This window comes from Alkalicoccus saliphilus, assembly GCF_003044065.1.
GTDB lineage: Bacteria > Bacillota > Bacilli > Bacillales > Salisediminibacteriaceae > Alkalicoccus > Alkalicoccus saliphilus.
This window is the reverse complement of the sequence record NZ_PZJJ01000006.1, coordinates 100,608-120,328: the sequence shown is the minus strand read 5'-3', so window position 1 is coordinate 120,328 and position 19,721 is coordinate 100,608. Positions and strand designations below refer to the sequence as shown.

19 protein-coding genes are annotated in these 19,721 nt (G+C 44.1%); 17 read left to right on the top strand and 2 right to left on the bottom strand.

Annotated elements, in window-relative coordinates; translation table 11 throughout:
* Positions 1-109: 109 nt before the first annotated feature.
* Complete coding sequence (locus C6Y45_RS18080; RefSeq protein WP_281260593.1) at positions 110-241, top strand: hypothetical protein; 132 nt, start codon at positions 110-112, stop codon at positions 239-241.
* Between the two features lie 222 nt (positions 242-463).
* A complete protein-coding gene (locus C6Y45_RS05920) occupies positions 464-946 on the top strand; it encodes a hypothetical protein (RefSeq protein WP_160058159.1) in 483 nt (160 codons plus the stop codon).
* 77 nt (positions 947-1,023) lie between these two features.
* Here C6Y45_RS05920 and C6Y45_RS17380 read toward each other — a convergent pair whose 3' ends face one another.
* A complete protein-coding gene (locus C6Y45_RS17380; RefSeq protein WP_160058157.1) occupies positions 1,024-1,242 on the bottom strand; it encodes a hypothetical protein in 219 nt (72 codons plus the stop codon).
* A gap of 81 nt (positions 1,243-1,323) precedes the next feature.
* Between C6Y45_RS17380 and C6Y45_RS05915 the strand changes: the two genes are divergently transcribed.
* Positions 1,324-2,241: a hypothetical protein gene (locus C6Y45_RS05915; RefSeq protein WP_107584212.1), complete on the top strand. Its 918-nt coding sequence runs from the start codon at positions 1,324-1,326 to the stop codon at positions 2,239-2,241.
* A gap of 15 nt (positions 2,242-2,256) precedes the next feature.
* On the top strand, positions 2,257-3,093 hold the full coding sequence (locus tag C6Y45_RS05910; protein ID WP_107584210.1) for a gamma-glutamylcyclotransferase family protein: 837 nt from the start codon (positions 2,257-2,259) through the stop codon (positions 3,091-3,093).
* A gap of 80 nt (positions 3,094-3,173) precedes the next feature.
* Here the strand turns inward: C6Y45_RS05910 and C6Y45_RS05905 are convergent, their stop codons facing one another.
* Positions 3,174-3,689, bottom strand: a complete 516-nt coding sequence (locus tag C6Y45_RS05905) for a hypothetical protein (RefSeq protein WP_107584208.1) — start codon at positions 3,687-3,689, stop codon at positions 3,174-3,176.
* Positions 3,690-4,047: 358 nt separating this feature from the next.
* On the opposite strand from C6Y45_RS05905, the gene C6Y45_RS05900 reads away from it, so the two are divergent.
* From C6Y45_RS05900 to argF, 13 genes are all read left to right on the top strand, one after another.
* Positions 4,048-5,118: a C45 family autoproteolytic acyltransferase/hydrolase gene (locus tag C6Y45_RS05900; RefSeq protein ID WP_160058155.1), complete on the top strand. Its 1,071-nt coding sequence runs from the start codon at positions 4,048-4,050 to the stop codon at positions 5,116-5,118.
* 171 nt (positions 5,119-5,289) lie between these two features.
* On the top strand, positions 5,290-5,712 hold the full coding sequence (locus C6Y45_RS05895; protein ID WP_107584204.1) for an organic hydroperoxide resistance protein: 423 nt from the start codon (positions 5,290-5,292) through the stop codon (positions 5,710-5,712).
* A 101-nt stretch (positions 5,713-5,813) separates the two neighbouring features.
* The gene (gene msrA, locus C6Y45_RS05890) at positions 5,814-6,962 is read left to right on the top strand and encodes a peptide-methionine (S)-S-oxide reductase MsrA (protein WP_245922587.1); all 1,149 of its coding nucleotides are present in this window, start codon (positions 5,814-5,816) and stop codon (positions 6,960-6,962) included.
* A 13-nt stretch (positions 6,963-6,975) separates the two neighbouring features.
* On the top strand, positions 6,976-7,524 hold the full coding sequence (gene msrA, locus C6Y45_RS05885) for a peptide-methionine (S)-S-oxide reductase MsrA (RefSeq protein ID WP_107584230.1): 549 nt from the start codon (positions 6,976-6,978) through the stop codon (positions 7,522-7,524).
* A complete protein-coding gene (locus C6Y45_RS05880) occupies positions 7,511-8,365 on the top strand; it encodes a serine hydrolase domain-containing protein (RefSeq protein ID WP_160058153.1) in 855 nt (284 codons plus the stop codon). The genes msrA (C6Y45_RS05885) and C6Y45_RS05880 overlap by 14 nt, the downstream gene beginning before the upstream one ends.
* Before the next feature lie 274 nt (positions 8,366-8,639).
* Complete coding sequence (gene cls / locus C6Y45_RS05875) at positions 8,640-10,088, top strand: cardiolipin synthase (protein WP_107584200.1); 1,449 nt, start codon at positions 8,640-8,642, stop codon at positions 10,086-10,088.
* Between the two features lie 127 nt (positions 10,089-10,215).
* On the top strand, positions 10,216-11,244 hold the full coding sequence (argC, locus tag C6Y45_RS05870; RefSeq protein ID WP_107584199.1) for an N-acetyl-gamma-glutamyl-phosphate reductase: 1,029 nt from the start codon (positions 10,216-10,218) through the stop codon (positions 11,242-11,244).
* 13 nt (positions 11,245-11,257) lie between these two features.
* Positions 11,258-12,481, top strand: a complete 1,224-nt coding sequence (gene argJ / locus C6Y45_RS05865; RefSeq protein WP_107584197.1) for a bifunctional glutamate N-acetyltransferase/amino-acid acetyltransferase ArgJ — start codon at positions 11,258-11,260, stop codon at positions 12,479-12,481.
* Between the two features lie 12 nt (positions 12,482-12,493).
* The gene (argB, locus tag C6Y45_RS05860; protein WP_107584195.1) at positions 12,494-13,294 is read left to right on the top strand and encodes an acetylglutamate kinase; all 801 of its coding nucleotides are present in this window, start codon (positions 12,494-12,496) and stop codon (positions 13,292-13,294) included.
* A complete protein-coding gene (locus C6Y45_RS05855) occupies positions 13,287-14,480 on the top strand; it encodes an acetylornithine transaminase (RefSeq protein ID WP_107584193.1) in 1,194 nt (397 codons plus the stop codon). Before argB ends, C6Y45_RS05855 begins: the two co-directional genes overlap by 8 nt.
* Positions 14,477-15,571 (top strand): carbamoyl phosphate synthase small subunit, encoded by a 1,095-nt coding sequence (locus tag C6Y45_RS05850; protein ID WP_107584191.1) that lies wholly within the window; start codon positions 14,477-14,479, stop codon positions 15,569-15,571. The genes C6Y45_RS05855 and C6Y45_RS05850 overlap by 4 nt, the downstream gene beginning before the upstream one ends.
* Positions 15,550-18,729: a carbamoyl-phosphate synthase (glutamine-hydrolyzing) large subunit gene (gene carB / locus C6Y45_RS05845; RefSeq protein WP_107584190.1), complete on the top strand. Its 3,180-nt coding sequence runs from the start codon at positions 15,550-15,552 to the stop codon at positions 18,727-18,729. Before C6Y45_RS05850 ends, carB begins: the two co-directional genes overlap by 22 nt.
* Entirely contained in the window at positions 18,726-19,655 is a 930-nt protein-coding gene (gene argF / locus C6Y45_RS05840; protein ID WP_107584187.1) for an ornithine carbamoyltransferase, read from the top strand. The genes carB and argF overlap by 4 nt, the downstream gene beginning before the upstream one ends.
* Positions 19,656-19,721: the final 66 nt, after the last annotated feature.

The window sequence follows — 19,721 nt, the reverse complement described above, 5'->3', positions numbered from 1 at the left end:
ACTGAAAAATTCGAGAGGAAACTTTTTCTATACACTCTGACTGGACTTCTGATGTTAAAACAGAACGGCGGTGCATTCAGACACGCAATAGAAAAAACCGCAGTTACTTATGAACCACCGTGAAATTTCAGTAGTATTTTTCCGGCAGATTATTCACATTACGCGGCTGATTCCCGGAATAACGGCAGCACGGATGCAGTTCGAAAACGGAGGACTGCCTTCCGGCTTTTTCCTGAATTAATTTTGTGTCTCGAATAAAAACTGCGTTTGAAAAAAGAATTTTAAGGATATAGTTTCTTAGGGAATTATACTTCAGAAAGCCGCGGAGAAAGAGTGATGAAAGATGCTAAGATCTATTGATAAAAATGAACAGTCAGCTCAAATTGATAATCGAATTATACATTTTATTGAAATAATGTCGCGGTCTCCTCTAAATAGTGCCTGGCATCATTTTGCGCTTTTAATGGAAGATCGTACGGATACATTTAGAGAAAAAGGAGATGTGAAAAAATCGAGAAAATTTCAGGTGTACTACAGACACAGACTCACGTATGAAGGACATTTGTGCTGGAGCTACCCGACTGCGGTAAAAAATGGTAAAAAGGCGGAACTTTCCGTTCGTTTTGATAAGATACGCCGAGGTGAACAGATTGATCTGCTTCAGGATGGATTGCATTATGCTGTAAACTTGATGGAATATTTAAATATGAAAAAGCAGGCTTTCCATATTGATACGATGGCACTTCCTTCCAATCTGGAAAGCGGTGATTTATCCCGGATTGAAATGATACTTGAAAAATGGGGATTAAGAAGACCCGTAACACTGAAATTGGAAGAACCGGATCCGGAACAGATGGAGCTGTTCACGAATCGGCTTATTTCTTCAGCAGTACTTGTAAAAGCTGCCGAACAGCGGCGCAGTCATTATACTGCCGCAAGCTCATAAATGTGAACTGTGAAGGAGAAGCATCCTGTGATTGAACACAGCGGTGCTTTTTTATGCAGCTATGTTAAAGTTGGCTGTTAATGGCCCGAGAAATAATTCGCTGCCAACCGGCCTGCCGTGGAGGAGATTTTCGGGTGGCAGCGTCCTATACACCGATCTCCTTCTTCCACGGGCCGGTTTCCGCTTCGTTTTTCAGAGAATAGAAATGCTCTGGTTTTCATGAACGCTGGTCTTTCTTCCGTAAAACCGATGCCCGTGCGACCTTCAATAACAACACGAAGCTTCAGCATAGCCAACGAATAAAGAGTCTTTGAAGAAAGTTGCAGTTTGATGAAAGGAAAAGGTAAAATGAAAAAAACGTGTACTGGAGGGAGAGTATGAAAAGTCTTAACGAGCAGATTTCGCAAACTGTGCAGAAGCTGCATTTTCATAACAAATGGTCGACCCAGGTGGAAAGGTTGAATGAATTGTTAATGAAAAATCAAGTTCTTAACAGGGAGCTGGCAGCGCTTCTTAAAATGGACGATTCAGAACTGAAAAGCTTACATAGTATGGCAGTTTCGGATATTCTTGCGGAAGCCTATGACGGCTCCGCGGCAGAAAAGGAAAATATACTAAATAAGGTGCTGTATGTGGAAACTGTACGCCGCGCTGAAGAATTGGAAAAAGAAAAAGCCATGTATGAAAACCATGCCTCAGGACTCGGAAATGTAGAGGAAGAGTATGAAAAGTTGTCAATCAGGGCCGAAGAACTGATCAAACTTCCTCACACAGTATGGAGCAGGGAACTTTTTGAAACGACAAAAGAAGAAGTAGTACTGGGCAGTCAGCTGCAGGATCTTTCCGAAGCAATTGATGCCGCGCATTATGCTGCCCAATCGATTACTGCTCTTCTGAAAACGACAGAAAACCTTCCTGATATCTCGCTGAATGGAAGCGTTCTCGACAGTCTGCTTTTCGATGCACAGGAAAAAAGTCTCCTGGAGGAAAACAGAGAACTTCTTCATCAGACAGCCCGCAGACTCAGGCAGTTTCTAAATGAACTTGAACAGACAGATATAGAAAACACTTCGTTGTCACATAGTAACTTCCTGCAGGAATCAGAGCAGTTTTATGAAACATTTGTAAGGACCTGGATTGGGGCGGAAAATCTTCCGAAAGCAGTAGACAACGTTCTCACCCTTCAAAATCAGATAATCACTTTTACAGAAGAACTTAAAAACAACCGATCGGCCGCAGGGAAAAAGAAAGAAGAAGCTTCCTTAAAAAGAGTTGGATTAATCAGCAGGGCTTGAATAAAGGAGGGCGTAATGAAAGTTTTTGTTTACGGTACTCTCCGCACCGGCGAGGAAAACGCTTATCTGCTTAATAGTGCCGAAAGGCTGAAAGAGCAGGCATACGTGCAGGGGGCACTTTATGATACAGGAGCAGGATATCCGGCCGCTGTAGAAGAAGAAGGTAAAATTTACGGTGAAGTTTACGAGGTAGGTCACGAAGACCTGGTTATGCTGGATTATCTTGAAGGATATGTGGAAGGAAGACAGAATAACCTGTTCGAAAGAAAAATACGAAGTATAAAAGCAGATGGAAAAATGTTTGGAGGGTACGTTTATCTGATGAATAAAAAACAGCCCGGTTTTCAAAAAATCCTTTTCGGCGACTGGAAAATGCACAGAATGCTCAGAGACGGGGAAGAATTTTTGTATTTTGCCTACGGTTCGTGTATGGACACGAAGAGACTGGATAAAGCCGGAATGCTTCATCACTTCAGCCGATGGGAAGCTGCAGTTCTCCCAAATTACAGCCTCACCTTTTCGTGCCGGAGAATAGACGGTTCCCGAGCAGATATACGTGAAGATAACGGGGAAGTGGAAGGTCTTCTCTACATTCTTTCGGATGAGGCAGCAGAATACTTGTTTAGACGGGAAGGATTGTATTCTTCTGTTTACCGGCCGGTAATTGTGCAGGTGGAGGATAGTAGAGGAAACCGCCGGGAGGCTTTGACTTTTACCGCAGTCGACAAACAGGACTGTTCTGCGCCTCCGCGCCATTACGCCGAAGAAATCCTCCGTGGTGCAGAGAGGGGCCTGTCGAAACAGTATATAAATAAAATAAATATGCAGCTGGAAAATCTGTATACTTTGTGAAATGAGTATTTTTCCCTTGAATTCTTGTACAGAAATGCAAACAACCAGCGCCCGGAAACGCTTTTAAGAGCGTCCGGGCGCTAGTTGTTTTCAAAGAAAATACTGCCGCTTTTATTTTTGTCATCGAGTACTACATTAAATCCGTGTTTACGGTAGAAATAGCTGAGACGATCAGTGTGGTCCCAGTCCCGCGCGGAAATTCTGCCTGTTACAAAGGGGATATTCTGGCGGGAGGTGTACTCCTTTAAGTGATTCATGCAGACAGAGCCAAAACCACGGTCGGCCTCGCCACGGATATCGTCGATATGAAGCTCATCCTGGTAATAAGAAGCATGAATGGAAAATTCCCAATGCCCGCGGAACGGTTCTTTGCAGGAATGGGCCATCAGGCGGCACGATTCTCCGTCATCAGCTGTATACAGGATGATCCAATCTTCATTTTTAGTCTGATCAATCGCAAGTATCCGGTAATGACGGGAAATTTCTTTCATATTCTCCTGCATTCGAAGCATTTGAAATTCCAGATCTTCATATTCATTGACAAGTACCTGCTTATCTTTATTTTCTTTCGGTTCAGCAAGAAAAGCTGTAGCCATGGGCTGATTCTCCTCTCTGCAGTTAATTCAAACACTCTCACAATTTTCGTATTCTACTGCAGGATCAGCCAAATTTCAAGACCTTTTAATTTATTTCAGCATCATTTTCCACTATAATTTTATGGGAGTTCTGTTCAAGATACACGCCGTTTATGAAAGTCCCTGAAGCTTTTTGTTTACTCTGGAGCTTTAGCAGTCGTTAGAGAAGATATTTTGCCAAGTAGTATTAAAAGCCTGCTGCGGAAAAAGTATGAGCCGCTTATACCGAAATAAAAATATAATAATGCTTGGACAAGTGAACTGTATGCTGTCCAGTATTTCAAGCTTCAGGGAGTATACGAGGAAGAAGGTGACAGGGATGGATGTCGGAATTATGGCTATAGAAGCACGGGGAGATGCCTATGAATTCGGACGTAAGCAGGCAGAAGCTCTACAGGAAACTCCTTTATTTAATCGTCACTTGAAACGGCGGAAAAAATCAATCCGCCGGTACTCAACGGATGTACAGGAAACTGAAAAATGGGTTAAGTCGCTCTCGCCCGCACTATGGGAAGAAATGCACGGCTTAGCTGAAGGGCTGGAGTGGAGACTGTGGGATATCATCCATGAGTACGGAGGCTACCAGCAGAGCTGGAAAAAGAGCGGATGCAGTGCTTTGATGAAAAATGGAATTTATGGCAGGAATTATGATTACCATCCTAAAACTTATGATGGAAGATTCGTGCTCTGGCAGCCGGAGAAAGGCTATGCCCACATCGGCTTTGCCCAGAGAATAATAGGACGGATGGATGGCATGAATGAACACGGACTAGCTTTAGGATACCATTTTGTGAACCGCATATCCCCGGAGGACGGATTTATCTGCTGCTCTATAGCAAGATTTATACTTGATTCCTGCCGGAACGTGCAGGAAGCGTCGGAGCTGCTCCAGGAACTGCCTCACAGACATTCATTTAATTATTCCATGACGGATGCCCGGGGGACTTCTGCAGTTGTTGAAGGATCGGCGAAAGGGGCCGTGATTTTAAATAATGATGAAGGGGTATGTACGAATCATTTCCGGTCTGCTGACAAATTAAAAGAGAATCGTCACAAAATTATAGAGTCCACAGCACGCATGGAAAAGTTGGTTAAATACAGAAAGCAGTCCGAAAATGCCGGAGACATTTACCGTATACTGAACGATCTTGACAAAGGAATAGCTAAGACAGACTACGGCAACTGGTCTGGGACGATTCATTCAGCTGTCTACGATACACGTTCTCTTCGGGTGCTGGCCGGGATAGGTCCCGACGCTAAGCCTGCAGCTGTGTCATTTTCAGACTGGCTGAAGGGAGAGCGTTTCCGAATAAAGAAGTTAAGAGGCAGGATCAGCCATACAGAGGAAGCCGGACACCTAGAATCTGCTCGAGAGGAAAAGATAAAATAATAGTACTGCCCTCATATTCAGTGTAAGTGGTTATTTTAAACATGACTCCAATGAAGGTTTTTGTATTAAGAGTACCCAGGTTTCACAGAAGATTTTATTTCTGAATGTTTAATTTCCAGAAAAAAAGTGTAAAGTACTGTGTGTGATAAAAACTAAGGAGGTCGATTGTTCATGGCAGAAACAATATTTTCCACGAAAGCTGCAGCTAAAGGCGGCCGTGAAGGCCAAGTTAAGACTGATAATGGGGTCGTTGATGTCGCGCTGAAAATGCCTGATAAAAACGGCATGCCCGAAGAGGCATCCAACCCGGAGCAGCTGTTTGCAGCAGGTTACGCAGCTTGCTACGATGGAGCTTTAAACTTAATGGCATCCAAAGCCGGTAAGGACATTGAATCTGAAGTTACAGCAGAAGTCAGCCTTCTGAAAGATCCGGAAGACAATGGCTTTAAGCTTGGCGTGACGATGCACGTGAATGTTCAAGGAGTAGCTAAAGAGGAAGCGGAAGAGCTTGCCCATAAAGCCCACGATTTCTGTCCGTACTCCAAAGCAACACGGGGTAATATTGATGTCCAGCTGAACGTCAGCACGGATTAATAATTTTCCAGCCTGTCCTTGAAAAGGGACAGGCTTTTTTCGTGAGTATAAGCAGCACTTCCTTTATAATGGTAGGAAATACAGTGTCAGGGGGCAGTAGTATGAAAAAGATAATTATCGCCCTGTTTGCTGGTATGATTGTAATTTCAGCAGTTGTTTTTATCCCTATAATATACGACTACGTGGTCAACCGCTCCTATGGAAGTTTTCCTGTCGAAACGAACAATCAGTCCTTTCAGGAGGAAGCCACGTTTGCAGGAGGCTGCTTCTGGTGTATAGAAGCCCCGTTTGAAGAAATAGAAGGGGTTGATTCTGCAGTGACCGGATATACCGGCGGACAGCAGGAAAATCCAACATATGAAGAAGTTTCCTCCGGCGAAACCGGTCATATGGAAGCCGTTAAAGTAAGGTACGATGCGTCTCTAGTTACGTATGAAGAACTGCTGGAAGTATTCTGGCGGCAGATTGATCCGACGGATCCGGAAGGTCAGTTTGAAGACAGAGGGCAGCAGTATTCAACAGCGATTTTTTACCACTCCGAAGAACAAAAAAGAACAGCGGAAGACTCAAAAGAACGTCTTGAAGAATCAGGGATCTTCGAGGGACAGATCGTTACCGATATCCGTCCTGCAGAAACTTTTTACCAGGCGGAGGATTACCATCAGAACTTTTTCCGGGATAATGCAGTACGTTATGAATTTTATCGTGCTAATTCAGTTCGTGACGAGTTTAGGGAGGAGCACTGGGGGGAAGATCTTGACTATGAGGTCGCTTATGACCCGGAGCAGCTGCCTTTTTGGAGGCAGTATGAAGAAGAGTCCGAGGCGAGACTTCAGGAACGATTGACCTCCATGCAGTTCGAGGTGACACAGAACCGTGAAACAGAAGAATCGTTTGAAAATGACTTCTGGAATCACTTTGAGAAAGGTATTTACGTAGACGTCGTGTCCGGTGAACCACTCTTCAGCTCAACGGATAAATTTGAATCCGGCACCGGCCATCCAAGCTTTACAGATCCTCTATCGGAGGAATATGTTATCGAAGAAATTATTATGACAGCCTCTGGACAACGGAGGGAAGTCAGGAGTTTTTACGCAGACTCCCACCTGGGCTTCGTGCATGAAGATGAAGTGTATGAAGATGGATATTACGTAATTAATTCCGCAGCGCTTGTTTTTATTGCTGAAGAAAATATGAGCAGGCAGGGATATGAAGATTTTTTATATTTGTTTGAAGAAAACCAAGGATAAAGGATGGAAGACGATGAAGGAAAAGATGGAAGTTGCTACGTTCGCTGGAGGATGTTTCTGGTGTATGGTAAAACCTTTTGATGAACAGCCTGGAATATTGCAGGTTCGTTCCGGTTATACCGGCGGCTGGGTGGAAAACCCTGTCTATGAAGAAGTGAAAACAGGGACTACGGGTCATTTGGAAGCAGTACAGATTGTCTATGATCCTGCGATTTATTCCTACAGCATGCTTCTTGAGTTATACTGGCGGCAGGTGGATCCGACGGACGACGGCGGGCAGTTTTTTGACCGTGGGGATCAGTACCGGACAGCTGTTTTCTATCACAGTGAAGAACAGAGGGAGGAAGCTCTTCATTCCAGACAGAAACTTGACGAGGAAGGCCCTTTCAAACAGCCGGTTGTAACTAGAATTTTGCCGGCAGGCAAATTTTATGAAGCGGAGGAAAAGCATCAGAAATTTCACAGTAAATATCCGGATGCCTACCGGGCTGAACGAGTTAACTCAGGCCGCGAAGATTTTATTAATAAAAACTGGAAAGGGGTTCGTCATGCTGACAGATAAACTGAAGGAAGAACTGAAAAAGCACGGGCTTCATGCCTGTTTAATTAATCAGCAGGATGAGAGAATCTTTACATACGTCAAGGAAGGTAAAGAAAACAATCATGAAGTGCTTAATTCCGTATCGAAATCGGTACTTGGTCTTCTTATCGGTATTGCACTGGATGAGGGGCTTATGACGTTGAAAACTAAAACCAGCGACTTGATCAGCGTCCATGATTCTGTACAAAACTGCACAGTGGAAGATCTGCTTACGATGCAGTCGGGTTATTCGGAGAAAGAGTGGAATAAAGTCATTCAATCAGAAAACTGGGGAAATACTGTGCAGAAAATGAAAGCAGAAAAAGAGGGCATGACGTATAACAGTTTTGATTCGTATCTTCTGATTCTCATGCTTGCCGAAGCATCCGGTAGGAATCCCGCGGACTTTGCAGAAGAAAAATTGTTTGAACCACTCGGTATTACCGGCTGGCAATGGGACCGCTCAACGGAAAATTATCCGATTGGGGGTTACGGTCTTAAAACGTCGGCAGAAGATTTAATGAAAATTGGAGAGCTCGTACTGCACAAAGGAAAGTGGAACGGTAAACAGATTGTTTCAGAGAAATGGATCGAAAGTATGCTGAATCCTCACGTGAAAAATGCAGTCCGCGGACAGAGCTACGGTTACCACTGGTGGATTACTGCTGATACTCCACCGGTTTATTATGCTGCCGGAAGAGAAGGGAAATTTCTGTTTATTATGCCGGAGAAACATCTTTCCGCTGTGTTCATTGGGGAACTTCCAAAACAGGACCTTCTTCCTTTCCAGTGGTTTATGAAATATGTTTACCCCGGCGATTAATGGAAAAACAGTAAAAATAGATTTGAGCTTACTATAGTGGACTGCCGGGTACTTTAAAGATGATTCAGGAGAAGCTTTTGACCGGAAAATACAGCACTGCCCAATCCGCTGAAATAATCAGCCTCATAGGAAGCATTCATTAAGCGGAAAATAAAGCAGACTAACTGCAGAAAATTACTTTTCTGCAGTTTTTTGTGGGAAAAACATGGAAGCTGATGCAGGGAGCCGCCTTGTGAGTTAAAATAAAAGCAGCATCTTATGACCAGGAGGTCCTATGGATATACTTTCGATTTTATTATTACTGCTTTTTATTGTGAACATATTGTTCGCCGGGATAATTATTTTTTTCGAACGAAAAAATGCTGCTGCCACCTGGGCCTGGGTGCTGATTCTATTTTTTATTCCTTTTTTAGGCTTTATTATTTATATTTTTCTCGGACAGAATTTAACGCGAAGACGTCTTTTCGACTGGGAAGGAATTACTAAAATAGGTATACACGATATTCTTAAAAAACAAATCGACCAGATAAGTAATCCTTCCTTTTATTTTCATAATGAAAATATCGACCCTTCAAGAGACATGATCTACATGCATCTTATAAATAATGATGCCATTCTTACAAAAGATAACCAGATCGATATTTTCAATGACGGCAAAAAGAAATTCAATCAGCTTAAACAGGACATTCAACAGGCAGAGGATCATATTCATCTGCAGTATTATATTTTCCGCAATGACGAACTTGGAAGGGAATTGATCTCCCTTCTTACCCAAAAAGCGGAAGCAGGACTTACGGTGCGAGTCCTTTACGATGAACTGGGCTCAAGAAGGTTGAAGCGCAGGCATTTCCGGAAGCTGACGGAAGCTGGAGGCGAAGTGGGAGTATTTTTTCCTTCGAAGCTGGCTCCTGTAAATTTTCGGCTGAATTACCGTAATCACCGTAAACTTGCTATTATTGACGGGAAAATAGGCTATGTTGGCGGATTCAATGCAGGGGATGAATATTTAGGGAAAAGCCGGAAATTCGGCTACTGGAGGGACACACATCTCCGGATATGCGGAAACGCTGTGGATCCGATGCAGACACGTTTTATTCTGGATTGGAATCAGGCGTCCAAAAAACATGTCATCGCCTATGAACCTCACTATTTTCCAATGAAAGAACCTCTTGGAAACGCAGCAGTTCAGATCGTTTCCAGCGGGCCGGATTCAGAATGGGAACAAATTAAAAACGGCTATATAAAAATGATTACCAGTGCCAGGGAATCCATATACATTCAAACACCTTACTTCATTCCTGATGAAAGTTTGAGCGATGCTTTGAGAATAGCCTCACTTTCAGGGAAGGATGTCCGTGTAATGATTCCTAACAAACCGGATCATCCTTTTATATACTGGGCTACGCTCTCCCATATTGGTTTGATGCTTAAAGCAGGGGTGAATGTTTATATTTATCAAAATGGGTTTATCCACTCCAAGTCAATAGTGATTGACCGGAGCGTCAGCACGGTTGGAACAGCAAATATTGACATGAGAAGCTTTCGTCTGAATTTTGAAGTGAACGCATTTATATACGATAAAGATACATCTGAACTTCTTGCACGCGATTTTGAACAGGATATGATGCATTCTGACAACCTGACAGAAGAAAAATATCAAAAACGCTCAAAAACTGTACGGTTCAAAGAGTCTGTTTCAAGACTACTGTCCCCTATTCTTTAGAATGGGGGTTTTTTTGCGTGTGTTTATGCATAAAAAAACATTTTAATTCATAAATAATATTGCATAAAAATTATGTTAAGAGTATAATGATGAATTAATTCATATGTTTAAGAAAGGCGGGACTTTTATGAAGCAGGCAGCAGTTATAGGAGGTACGGGATACGGTGCCCTGGAGCTTATCCGGATTCTTGAAAGACATCCATATATCCAGATTAGTGCTCTTATCTCCCGCAGTGAAGAAGGAGAACCGGTAGCTGACCGGTACCCGCACCTTACGACCCTGGTAGATGAAAAATTTACCGGTCTTAACAGCGGATTGCTGGAAAAGGCGGATATTGTATTTTTTGCAACGCCTGCAGGTGTGGCGAAAGAACTCCTTCCACGGATCCAGAAGCCCGGGGTGCAGTACATTGATCTGTCCGGCGATCTGCGTATAGACAGCCCGGATGAATATGAACAATGGTACGGAGGAGAAGCACCTTCGGAGGTACTGCAGAAAGAAGCGGTTTATGGAATGCCTGAAATTAATAGTGAAAAAATTAAACAGGCAGAGATAATTTCCAACCCGGGCTGTTTTGCGACAGCAGCTCTTCTTGGTATTATTCCGGCAGTCGTTTCAGGAAAAGCTTCTCAAAAAGATATTATTATCGATGGTAAAACTGGGGTTTCCGGTGCTGGAAGAAAAATGTCCATGATGACACACTTTTCAGAAACGAATGAAAACATTAAAGCTTACAAAGTCGGCAGTCATCAGCATACACCGGAAATTGAGCAGTATCTGGCACAGGAAACCGCAGCAGATCATCCGGTTTCATTTCAGACGCATCTTATACCGATGACGAGAGGAATCATGTGCACCTGTTATTTATCTTTAAATGATCCTTCCGGGTTACATGAAACGTATCAAAAATTTTACGAAGACCATCCGTTTGTAAGAATTCGTCCGGAGGGAGCTGTACCTCAAACAAAAGAAGTATACGGCAGTAATTATTGTGACATCGGCATTTCAGTGGATAAAAGAACCGGGAGGCTGCTCGTAGTAAGTGTTATCGATAACCTTGTGAAGGGAGCTTCCGGTCAGGCAGTGCAGAATATGAATCTTATGAACGGCTGGAAGGAGTCGGAAGGTCTTACAGAAATTCCACTATATCCTTAAAGGAGTGAGAAAGATGCTGGTAAGTGAAAAAACAGGAGTAAACGTTATGCAGGAAGGTCATGTAACATCTCCGGCTGGTTTTTCGGCAGGGGGAGTCCACTGCGGACTGAGAAGAAAAAAGTTGGATTTCGGCTGGCTTTACTCTGAAGTTCCTGCAGCCGCAGCCGGGGTTTACACAACCAACAGTTTTCAGGCAGCGCCGCTCCAGGTAACAAAAGATGCGGTGGCAGTAGAAAACAAGCTCCAGGCCGTCGTAGTAAATTCCGCTAATGCAAATGCCTGCACTGGAGAGCAGGGGATGATCAATGCTTTGGCCATGCAGAAGCAAGCGGCAGAAGCGATGAATCTCAGTCCTCATCTCGTGGGGATATCTTCGACCGGTCTTATCGGAGTTCAACTGCCGATGGATAAAATTTCAACCGGCATTAATGCCGTAGATTTATCGGTTAACCAGGCATCATTGTTTGAGCAGGCTATTTTAACAACCGATACTATAACAAAACATGCAGCAGTTTCCGTCGAGATTGACGGAAAACGAATTACAATCGGAGGAGCTGCGAAAGGTTCCGGTATGATCCATCCTAACATGGCTACAATGCTTTCCTATGTTACTACTGATGCAGCCGTTGAACCGGAAGCACTCCAGCTTCTGCTTTCTCAGACTACTGACAAAACGTACAACATGATAACAGTTGATGGAGACAGCAGTACCAATGACACTGTCCTCGTGATGGCAAACGGGAAACAGGAAAATAAGCCGCTGAGCCCTTCTCATCCGGAGTGGGATAAATTCGCTGAAGCTTTTGTGATCATTTCAGAAATTCTTGCCAAAAAAATAGCCCGTGACGGTGAGGGAGCTACGAAACTTATTGAAACAGCTGTTAAAGGAGCAGTTTCTGAGGAGGCTGCGGGAAAAATTGCTAAAACAGTTATTTCTTCAAACCTCGTGAAAACAGCTGTCTATGGGGCGGATCCCAACTGGGGAAGAGTTGTCTGCGCTGTGGGATACAGCGGTGAACCGGTAGTTCCTGAAACAGTAGATGTGTTTCTGGGAGATATCCAGGTAGTCGAAAACGGCCTGCCGCTTGATTTCAGTGAAGAAGAAGCAACAGTCTACCTCGAAAACGGGACGATTACGATTACTGTTGATTTAAAACAGGGAGAATCGGAAGCTGTGGCGTGGGGATGTGATCTTACTTATGACTATGTCAAAATCAACGCTTCTTACAGAACATAGGAGGTGGCGTAAATGAACTATCTCGTAATAAAACTTGGAGGAAGTATCATTTCCCGTCTGCCGGATTTGTTTTTTCAAAACATTGCCGAGCTAAAAGAGAAATACGGATGCTGCCCGGTAATTGTGCACGGCGGGGGACCTAAAATAAATGAAGCACTGGAACAGAAAAAAACTGAAATTATTTTTCATGATGGCCTGCGGGTATCTACTCCGGAAGTAGTGGAAACAGCGGAAATGATTTTAAGCGGTCACTATAATAAGAAAATTGCAGCTAAACTGTACCAGGCAGGCGGCAGAGCTTTTGGATTCAGCGGAGTGGATGGTGCCTGCATGGAAGCAGAGCCGGTTAAACCGGATGGAAGTATTGGCAACGTAGGAAAAATCACAAAAGTAGACGGACAACTAATAGAGCTTTTATGCAGAAAAGGATATATTCCTGTTATTTCACCGATATCGATTGGACAGAACGGGACTGTTTACAATGTAAATGCGGATACTGCAGCCGGAGCTGTAGCTTCTGCACTGCATGCAAACATTATTTTTGTGAGTGATATTCCAGGAGTTATGAACCGTCATATCAGCAGCACACATGTCTACTCCCGGCTTACAGCATCTGAAACGGCATCTCTCATTGAAGAAGAAATAATAACTGGAGGAATGATTCCAAAAGTACAGGCAGCATTATCGTGTCTTCAGGAGAATGTAAAAGAAACTGTCATATTGAACGGATTCGACAGCAATTCACTGTTTACCTACGCTTCCGGGGGAGAATGCGGAACGAAAATAATGAAGGAGGAAGTAACATATGCCTGAGACCGCAGCAGTAACATCACATGTAATGGAAACTTACAGCCGCTTTCCGATTACAGTAACAAAAGGAGAGGGGAGCTGGCTGTGGGACGACAAAGATAACGCCTACCTTGACTTTACGTCAGGCATTGCCACCTGCAACCTCGGGCACGTTCCGTTCGAAGTGAAAAAAGCGGTGCAGGAACAGAGTGAAAAGCTGTGGCACTGCTCCAACCTGTATCATATTCCGCAGCAGGAAAAAGCTGCTTCCCTGCTGGCACATGGTGGTCTTAACAAGGCATTTTTCTGCAACAGCGGTGCAGAGGCGAATGAAGCAGCGTGGAAGCTTGCCAGAAAATACATGCATGATCGGAGCCAATCAGAGAAAAAAGAAATTATTACCTTTTCCCAGTCGTTTCATGGACGGACGGGAGGAGCTATGTCGGCTACAGCTCAGGAAAAAGTACACTATGGGTTTGCTCCGCTGATGCCGGGATTTTCTTACCTGCCTTACAACGATATTCATTCATTAAACAGCATTGACCCCGGATCAACCGCTGCCGTAATGCTTGAGCTTGTCCAGGGGGAAGGAGGGGTCATTCCGGCGCAGGAAGAGTGGATTACAAAGCTTACCGAATTCTGCAGAGAAAATGACATTCTTTTGATTGTAGATGAAATCCAGACCGGAGCAGGACGTACAGGCACGTTTACAGCAAGTGAGCAGTACGGTATTGAACCAGATATCCTGACGCTCGCAAAAGGAATTGGCTCGGGGTTCCCCGTCGGCGTCATGCTGTCCACTGAAAAAGTGGGTAGTTCTTTTAGTCCCGGCACCCACGGAAGTACTTTTGGGGGGAATCCGCTCGCGATGGCCGCCCTGTGCGCTACTGTAGAAACGGTGAATCAACCGAAGTTTTTAGAGGAAGTCCGGGATAAAGCTGCTTTTTTTCATTCTTCTCTGGAAAAAGTGCTTGAAGAAGAAAATGTGGAAATCAGGGGACGGGGGATGCTTATTGGTATTGATTTTAACCGCCCGGCTGCCCCGCTGATTACAGAATTAAGAAACAACAGCATTCTTGCACTTCCGGCAGGAGAAAATGTACTGCGCGTACTGCCGCCTCTCACCGTTGATAAAAAGGAACTTGAAAAATTTACTACAGGGCTTTCCAAAGCTCTTGAAAAAGTGAAAAAAGGAGCGTGGAAAAAGTGACAGCAGGATATCTTGTTTTAGATACAGGACATGTTTTTGAGGGAATCCGGATCGGAGCTGATAAAGAACCGGAGGGCGAACTCGTTTTTAATACAGCTATGACAGGATATCAGGAAATGATGACTGATCCTTCCTACAAAGGCCAGATTCTTACGTTTACTTACCCAATGATAGGAAATTATGGATGGAACAATATTGATGATGAGAGTGAAAGACCGGCAGCTGAGGGAGTAATTATCAATGATGACTGTCATGAACCGAATCATCATGAATCTGCCGGAACGATTCACGACTATCTTGTGTCTCATGGAGTAGCCGGTCTGGCAGGAGTTGATACACGTGCACTGGTTAAAATAATCAGGAAGTCGGAAACTGTCCGGGCAAGAATTGTGTCCACCCTCAGTGAAGCTGAGGAATTCCGCAGCGGCGCTTCTTCGGAAATCCAGCTTGTTGCAGAAGTTTCTATAAAAGAAGTAAAACATTATTCTGAAGGAGAAGGAGCTCATGTTGTTCTTTTCGATTACGGCAGCAAAGCCTCCATCCCTCAGGCTTTAAAAAAGGCAGGATGCAGAGTATCGATCGTTCCTTTTGATACCACTCTGGAAACAGTAAAACAATTGAATCCGGATGGTATTCTTTTCAGTAATGGTCCGGGGGACCCTCAGGCTTTGAGAGAGTATCTTCCGGAAATATACAATATTACGATGGAATTTCCGTGTCTCGGAGTCTGCCTCGGACATCAGCTTATGGCTCTGGCCCACGGGGCGGAAACTGAAAAAATGCCTTTTGGTCACAGGGGAAGCAATCACCCGGTAAAGCATCTGTCCACAGGGAAAGTCAGTATGACCTCTCAGAATCACGGCTTTGTTATACGTGAGAAAACACTTGGGGATACCGGGTTCGAACCATTGTTTGTCAATGTTAATGACAAAACTGTGGAAGGAATACAGCACAAATTTCTCCCTCTTCAGTCCGTACAGTTCCATCCGGAAGCTCATCCCGGCCCAAGTGATACTGCGTATATATTTGATGAGTTTGTTAAGAGTCTGGCAACAGGAGGAAAGAAGCTATGCAGAACAGTCAGCGTATAAATAAAGTACTTGTGATAGGGTCCGGCCCTATAGTTATCGGACAGGCAGCTGAATTTGATTATGCAGGAACCCAGGCCTGTCTTGCACTGAAAGAAGAAAACATTGAAGTCGTTCTTGTTAACAACAATCCGGCTACCATCATGACAGATGAGCAGATTGCAGACAGGGTATACATGGAACCCCTGGATACTGTATCGCTGGAAAAAATCATTGCAGCTGAAAAGCCTGATGGTCTGATTGGATCTCTTGGCGGACAGACCGGTCTGAATTTAACAATGGAATTGTCTGAGAAAGGCATACTGGAAAAATATAATGTTGAAATACTCGGTACTTCTCCTTCCTCCATTAAGCAGGGGGAAGACCGGGAACTCTTCCGCACATTGATGCAGCAGATCAATGAACCTGTACCTCCTTCAGAAATTGTCTCCTCCATTAAAGAAGGAGAAAACTTTGCTGCAGAAACAGGCCTGCCGGTTATCCTCCGTCCCGCCTACACGCTTGGAGGCGCCGGCGGTGGATTTGCTTATTCCGAAGAAGAACTGCAGGAGCGGCTTCGTCAGGCATTAAAAGCAAGTCCGATCAGCCAGGTATTGGTCGAAAAAAGTATTAAAGGATGGAAAGAAGTAGAGTATGAAGTAATGAGGGATAAAAACGATACGTGTATTATCGTCTGCAATATGGAAAATATGGATGCCGTCGGTGTCCATACCGGGGACTCCATCGTAACTGCACCATCCCAGACGCTTACAGACCGGCAGTACCAGCAGCTCCGCTCCTCTTCATTAAAAGTTATTCGTGCCCTTGGAGTAGTAGGAGGATGCAATATTCAGTTTGCTGTACACCCTTATAAGAATGAATATGCAATCATTGAAGTGAATCCACGGGTGAGCAGGTCGTCCGCCCTTGCCTCCAAGGCGACCGGCTATCCTATTGCGAGAATAGCGGCAAAGTGTGCTGTCGGTTACCACCTGGATGAAATTATTAATCCGATAACGGGTAACACATATGCCTCGTTTGAGCCTGCTCTGGATTACACTGTCGTTAAGCTGCCGCGCTTTCCTTTTGATAAATTTTCCGAAGCAGACAGAACGCTTGGAACCCAGATGAAAGCAACCGGGGAAGTAATGGCCATTGACAGAACATTTGAGGCTGCACTGAATAAAGCGGTACGGTCACTGGAAATGAACGTATTCAGCCTGACTACGAAAAATATGAAAAGTAAAAGTACAGAAGAACTGAAGCATCTGTTAACAACAGCAAACGACCTCAGGCTTTTCGCTCTTGGAGAAGCAGTTGAGAGGGGTATCGAAATCACGCAGCTGCATGAGTGGACGGATATTGATCCCTGGTATCTGCATAAAGTAAAGCGGATCGTGGATACAGAACAGAGCATCAAAGGACGAAAGCTGAATGATCTTTCGAAGAAGGAGATTCTCACATTAAAAAAGATGAATATCAGTACCCGCAGAATTGCTGAACTGACACACGTGAAAGAAGAAGACGTCAGGTTAAAAATGAACGAATTAAACTTGAAGCCTTCTTATAAGCTGGTGGATACATGCGCCGGGGAGTTTGAAGCAGTCACCCCTTATTACTATTCGACGTGGCAGGGAATGGACGAAGTGGAAACTGATTCTGATACACGCAGACTGCTGATTGTCGGGTCCGGACCGATCAGGATCGGCCAGGGAGTGGAATTCGACTACTGTTCTGTTCATGCAGCAGAAGCAGTAAAAGCTCTCGGATGGGAAGCTGTCGTTATTAATAATAATCCAGAAACGGTCAGTACGGATTATTCGGTTGCAGACAGACTGTATTTTGAACCAATTACAGCTGAAGATGTCCTGCATGTCGCTTCAAAAGAAAATGTGGAAGGTGTATTGCTGCAGTTCGGAGGACAGACGGCAGTCAATCTCGCAGATGAACTAAAAGCCGCAGGTATCAACGTGCTCGGTACAAAACCGGAAGATATTCAGCTGCTCGAAGACAGAGACAAATTCTACCGTCTGTTAAATAAACTGGACATCCCTCATATTGAAGGAAGTCTGGCCTACAGCGAAAAAGAGCTGCTCGAAACTGCGGCCTCACTATCCTATCCTGTTTTAGTAAGACCTTCTTACGTAATTGGCGGGCAGTCCATGTATATCTGCTACTGTGAAACAGAACTGCAGAACTACGTATCGCGTCTTTCGTCCACGACAAACGACAAATGCTGGCCGCTTTTAGCAGACGCTTTTCTACCTGGTAAAGAGTGTGAAGCAGATGTTATTTCGGATGGAGAAAATGTTTTCATCCCCGGTATTTTTGAACACATTGAGAAAGCGGGAGTGCATTCCGGAGACAGCATTACGGTCTTTCCACCCCAGACACTTTCAGAAAACGAAATATCATCAATCGTAGAAATCAGCAGAAAGATTGCTTCAAGCACTCCGGTTATCGGCATTATGAATATACAGTTCGTTATTCACAACGGTGTTATTTATGTGATTGAAGTAAATCCAAGAGCTTCCCGTACAGTACCTATCATCAGCAAAGTTACAGGCTCTCCAATGATTAAGGAAGCGGTTAAAGTACAGCTCGGCTATTCTTTAACGTCGACAGGACTCATGCCGCCACCTGAATATATAACTGTTAAAGCACCTGTATTTTCCGATAAAAAACTGAAGGGAGTCGACCATTCCCTGAGTCCGGAAATGAAATCAACAGGTGAAAAAATAGGAATTGCCGACAGTTTCGCAAAAGCTCTTACTAAAGTTTTTCCTTCTCCCGAAAAAAACCCTTCTGTAGTACTTTCCGCTTCCTCCAGGGATTATGCAGCCCTTTTCGAAGCTGTCAGTCAAAAAATAAATACTGCCTATGCCACCCCGGGAACGGCTCGTTATTTTACAGAAAGAGGCACAGCTGCTGAAGCAGTTCAGTCACTGGATGAATTTGAAACACTTTTAAAGAAAGACGAAATAGATTGTGTCATTAATATTCCCACTCAAGGGCGTAACCCGGAATCATTAGGTTTCAAACTGAGAGAACTGGCCGCTTCCTATGACGTTCCATGTTTTACTCATATCGATACAGCTTCACTTTATATGAATCACATTTCAGAGGATGATGATGCCCAGGCAGTACAGGATCTCAAAATGGTTAAGGAGGAAATTAAATGACTACAAAAGTTTTAGAGCATCTTCTGACAATGAATGATTTGTCTGCAGAAGATTTAAAAGAACTTATTGAGGAAGCTGTCCAGATGAAGCATCAGCAGAAAAACGGGGTGCCCCACCCCCACCTGCAGGGAAAAACGCTGGGGATGATATTTGAGAAGTCATCAACCCGCACCCGTGTATCTTTCGAAGTAGGAATGACACAGCTTGGCGGTCATGCTTTGTTTCTCAATTCCAACGACATGCAGCTGGGACGGGGAGAATCCATTGACGATACAGCGAAGGTTCTTTCCAGATATGTTGATGGTATAATGATACGTACTTTTGATCATCAAATTGTAGAGGAATTTGCAGCCGGATCCTCTGTTCCGATAATTAATGGATTGACAGATCAGCATCATCCGACTCAGGTACTCGCTGACCTGATGACAATTTATGAGCAGAAAGGGAGATGGGAAGGCCTGAAGCTGGCTTTTACTGGAGACGGCAATAATAACATGACGCATTCTCTTATACAGGGAGCACTTCTCAGCGGGATGAAAATGAGTGTCGCAAGTCCTGAAGGGTTTGAACCGGCAGAATCCATCTGGAAAGAAGCTGTAGACAAATATGGAGAAGAACGACTGCAATTTTATGCAGATCCATGCGAAGCTGTAAAAGGAGCGGACGTCATTGTAACGGATGTCTGGACGAGCATGGGAAACGAAGAAGAAACAGCAGAACGACTGCAGCTTTTCCGTCCGTATCAGGTAAACGAAGAACTTGTAAAGCATGCCCGGGATGATTTTATGTTTCTGCACTGTCTTCCGGCTCATCGGGAAGAAGAAGTCACAGCCGCTGTTATTGACGGTCCTCATTCCTATGTATTTGACGAAGCGGAAAACCGTCTGCACGCCCAGAAAGCCCTTCTTAAGAAATTAATAAAATAAATTTGCATTTTTTTGTTGCTTTATGCATAAAGATACGTTAGTATCTATATAAATACTAATTGAGGG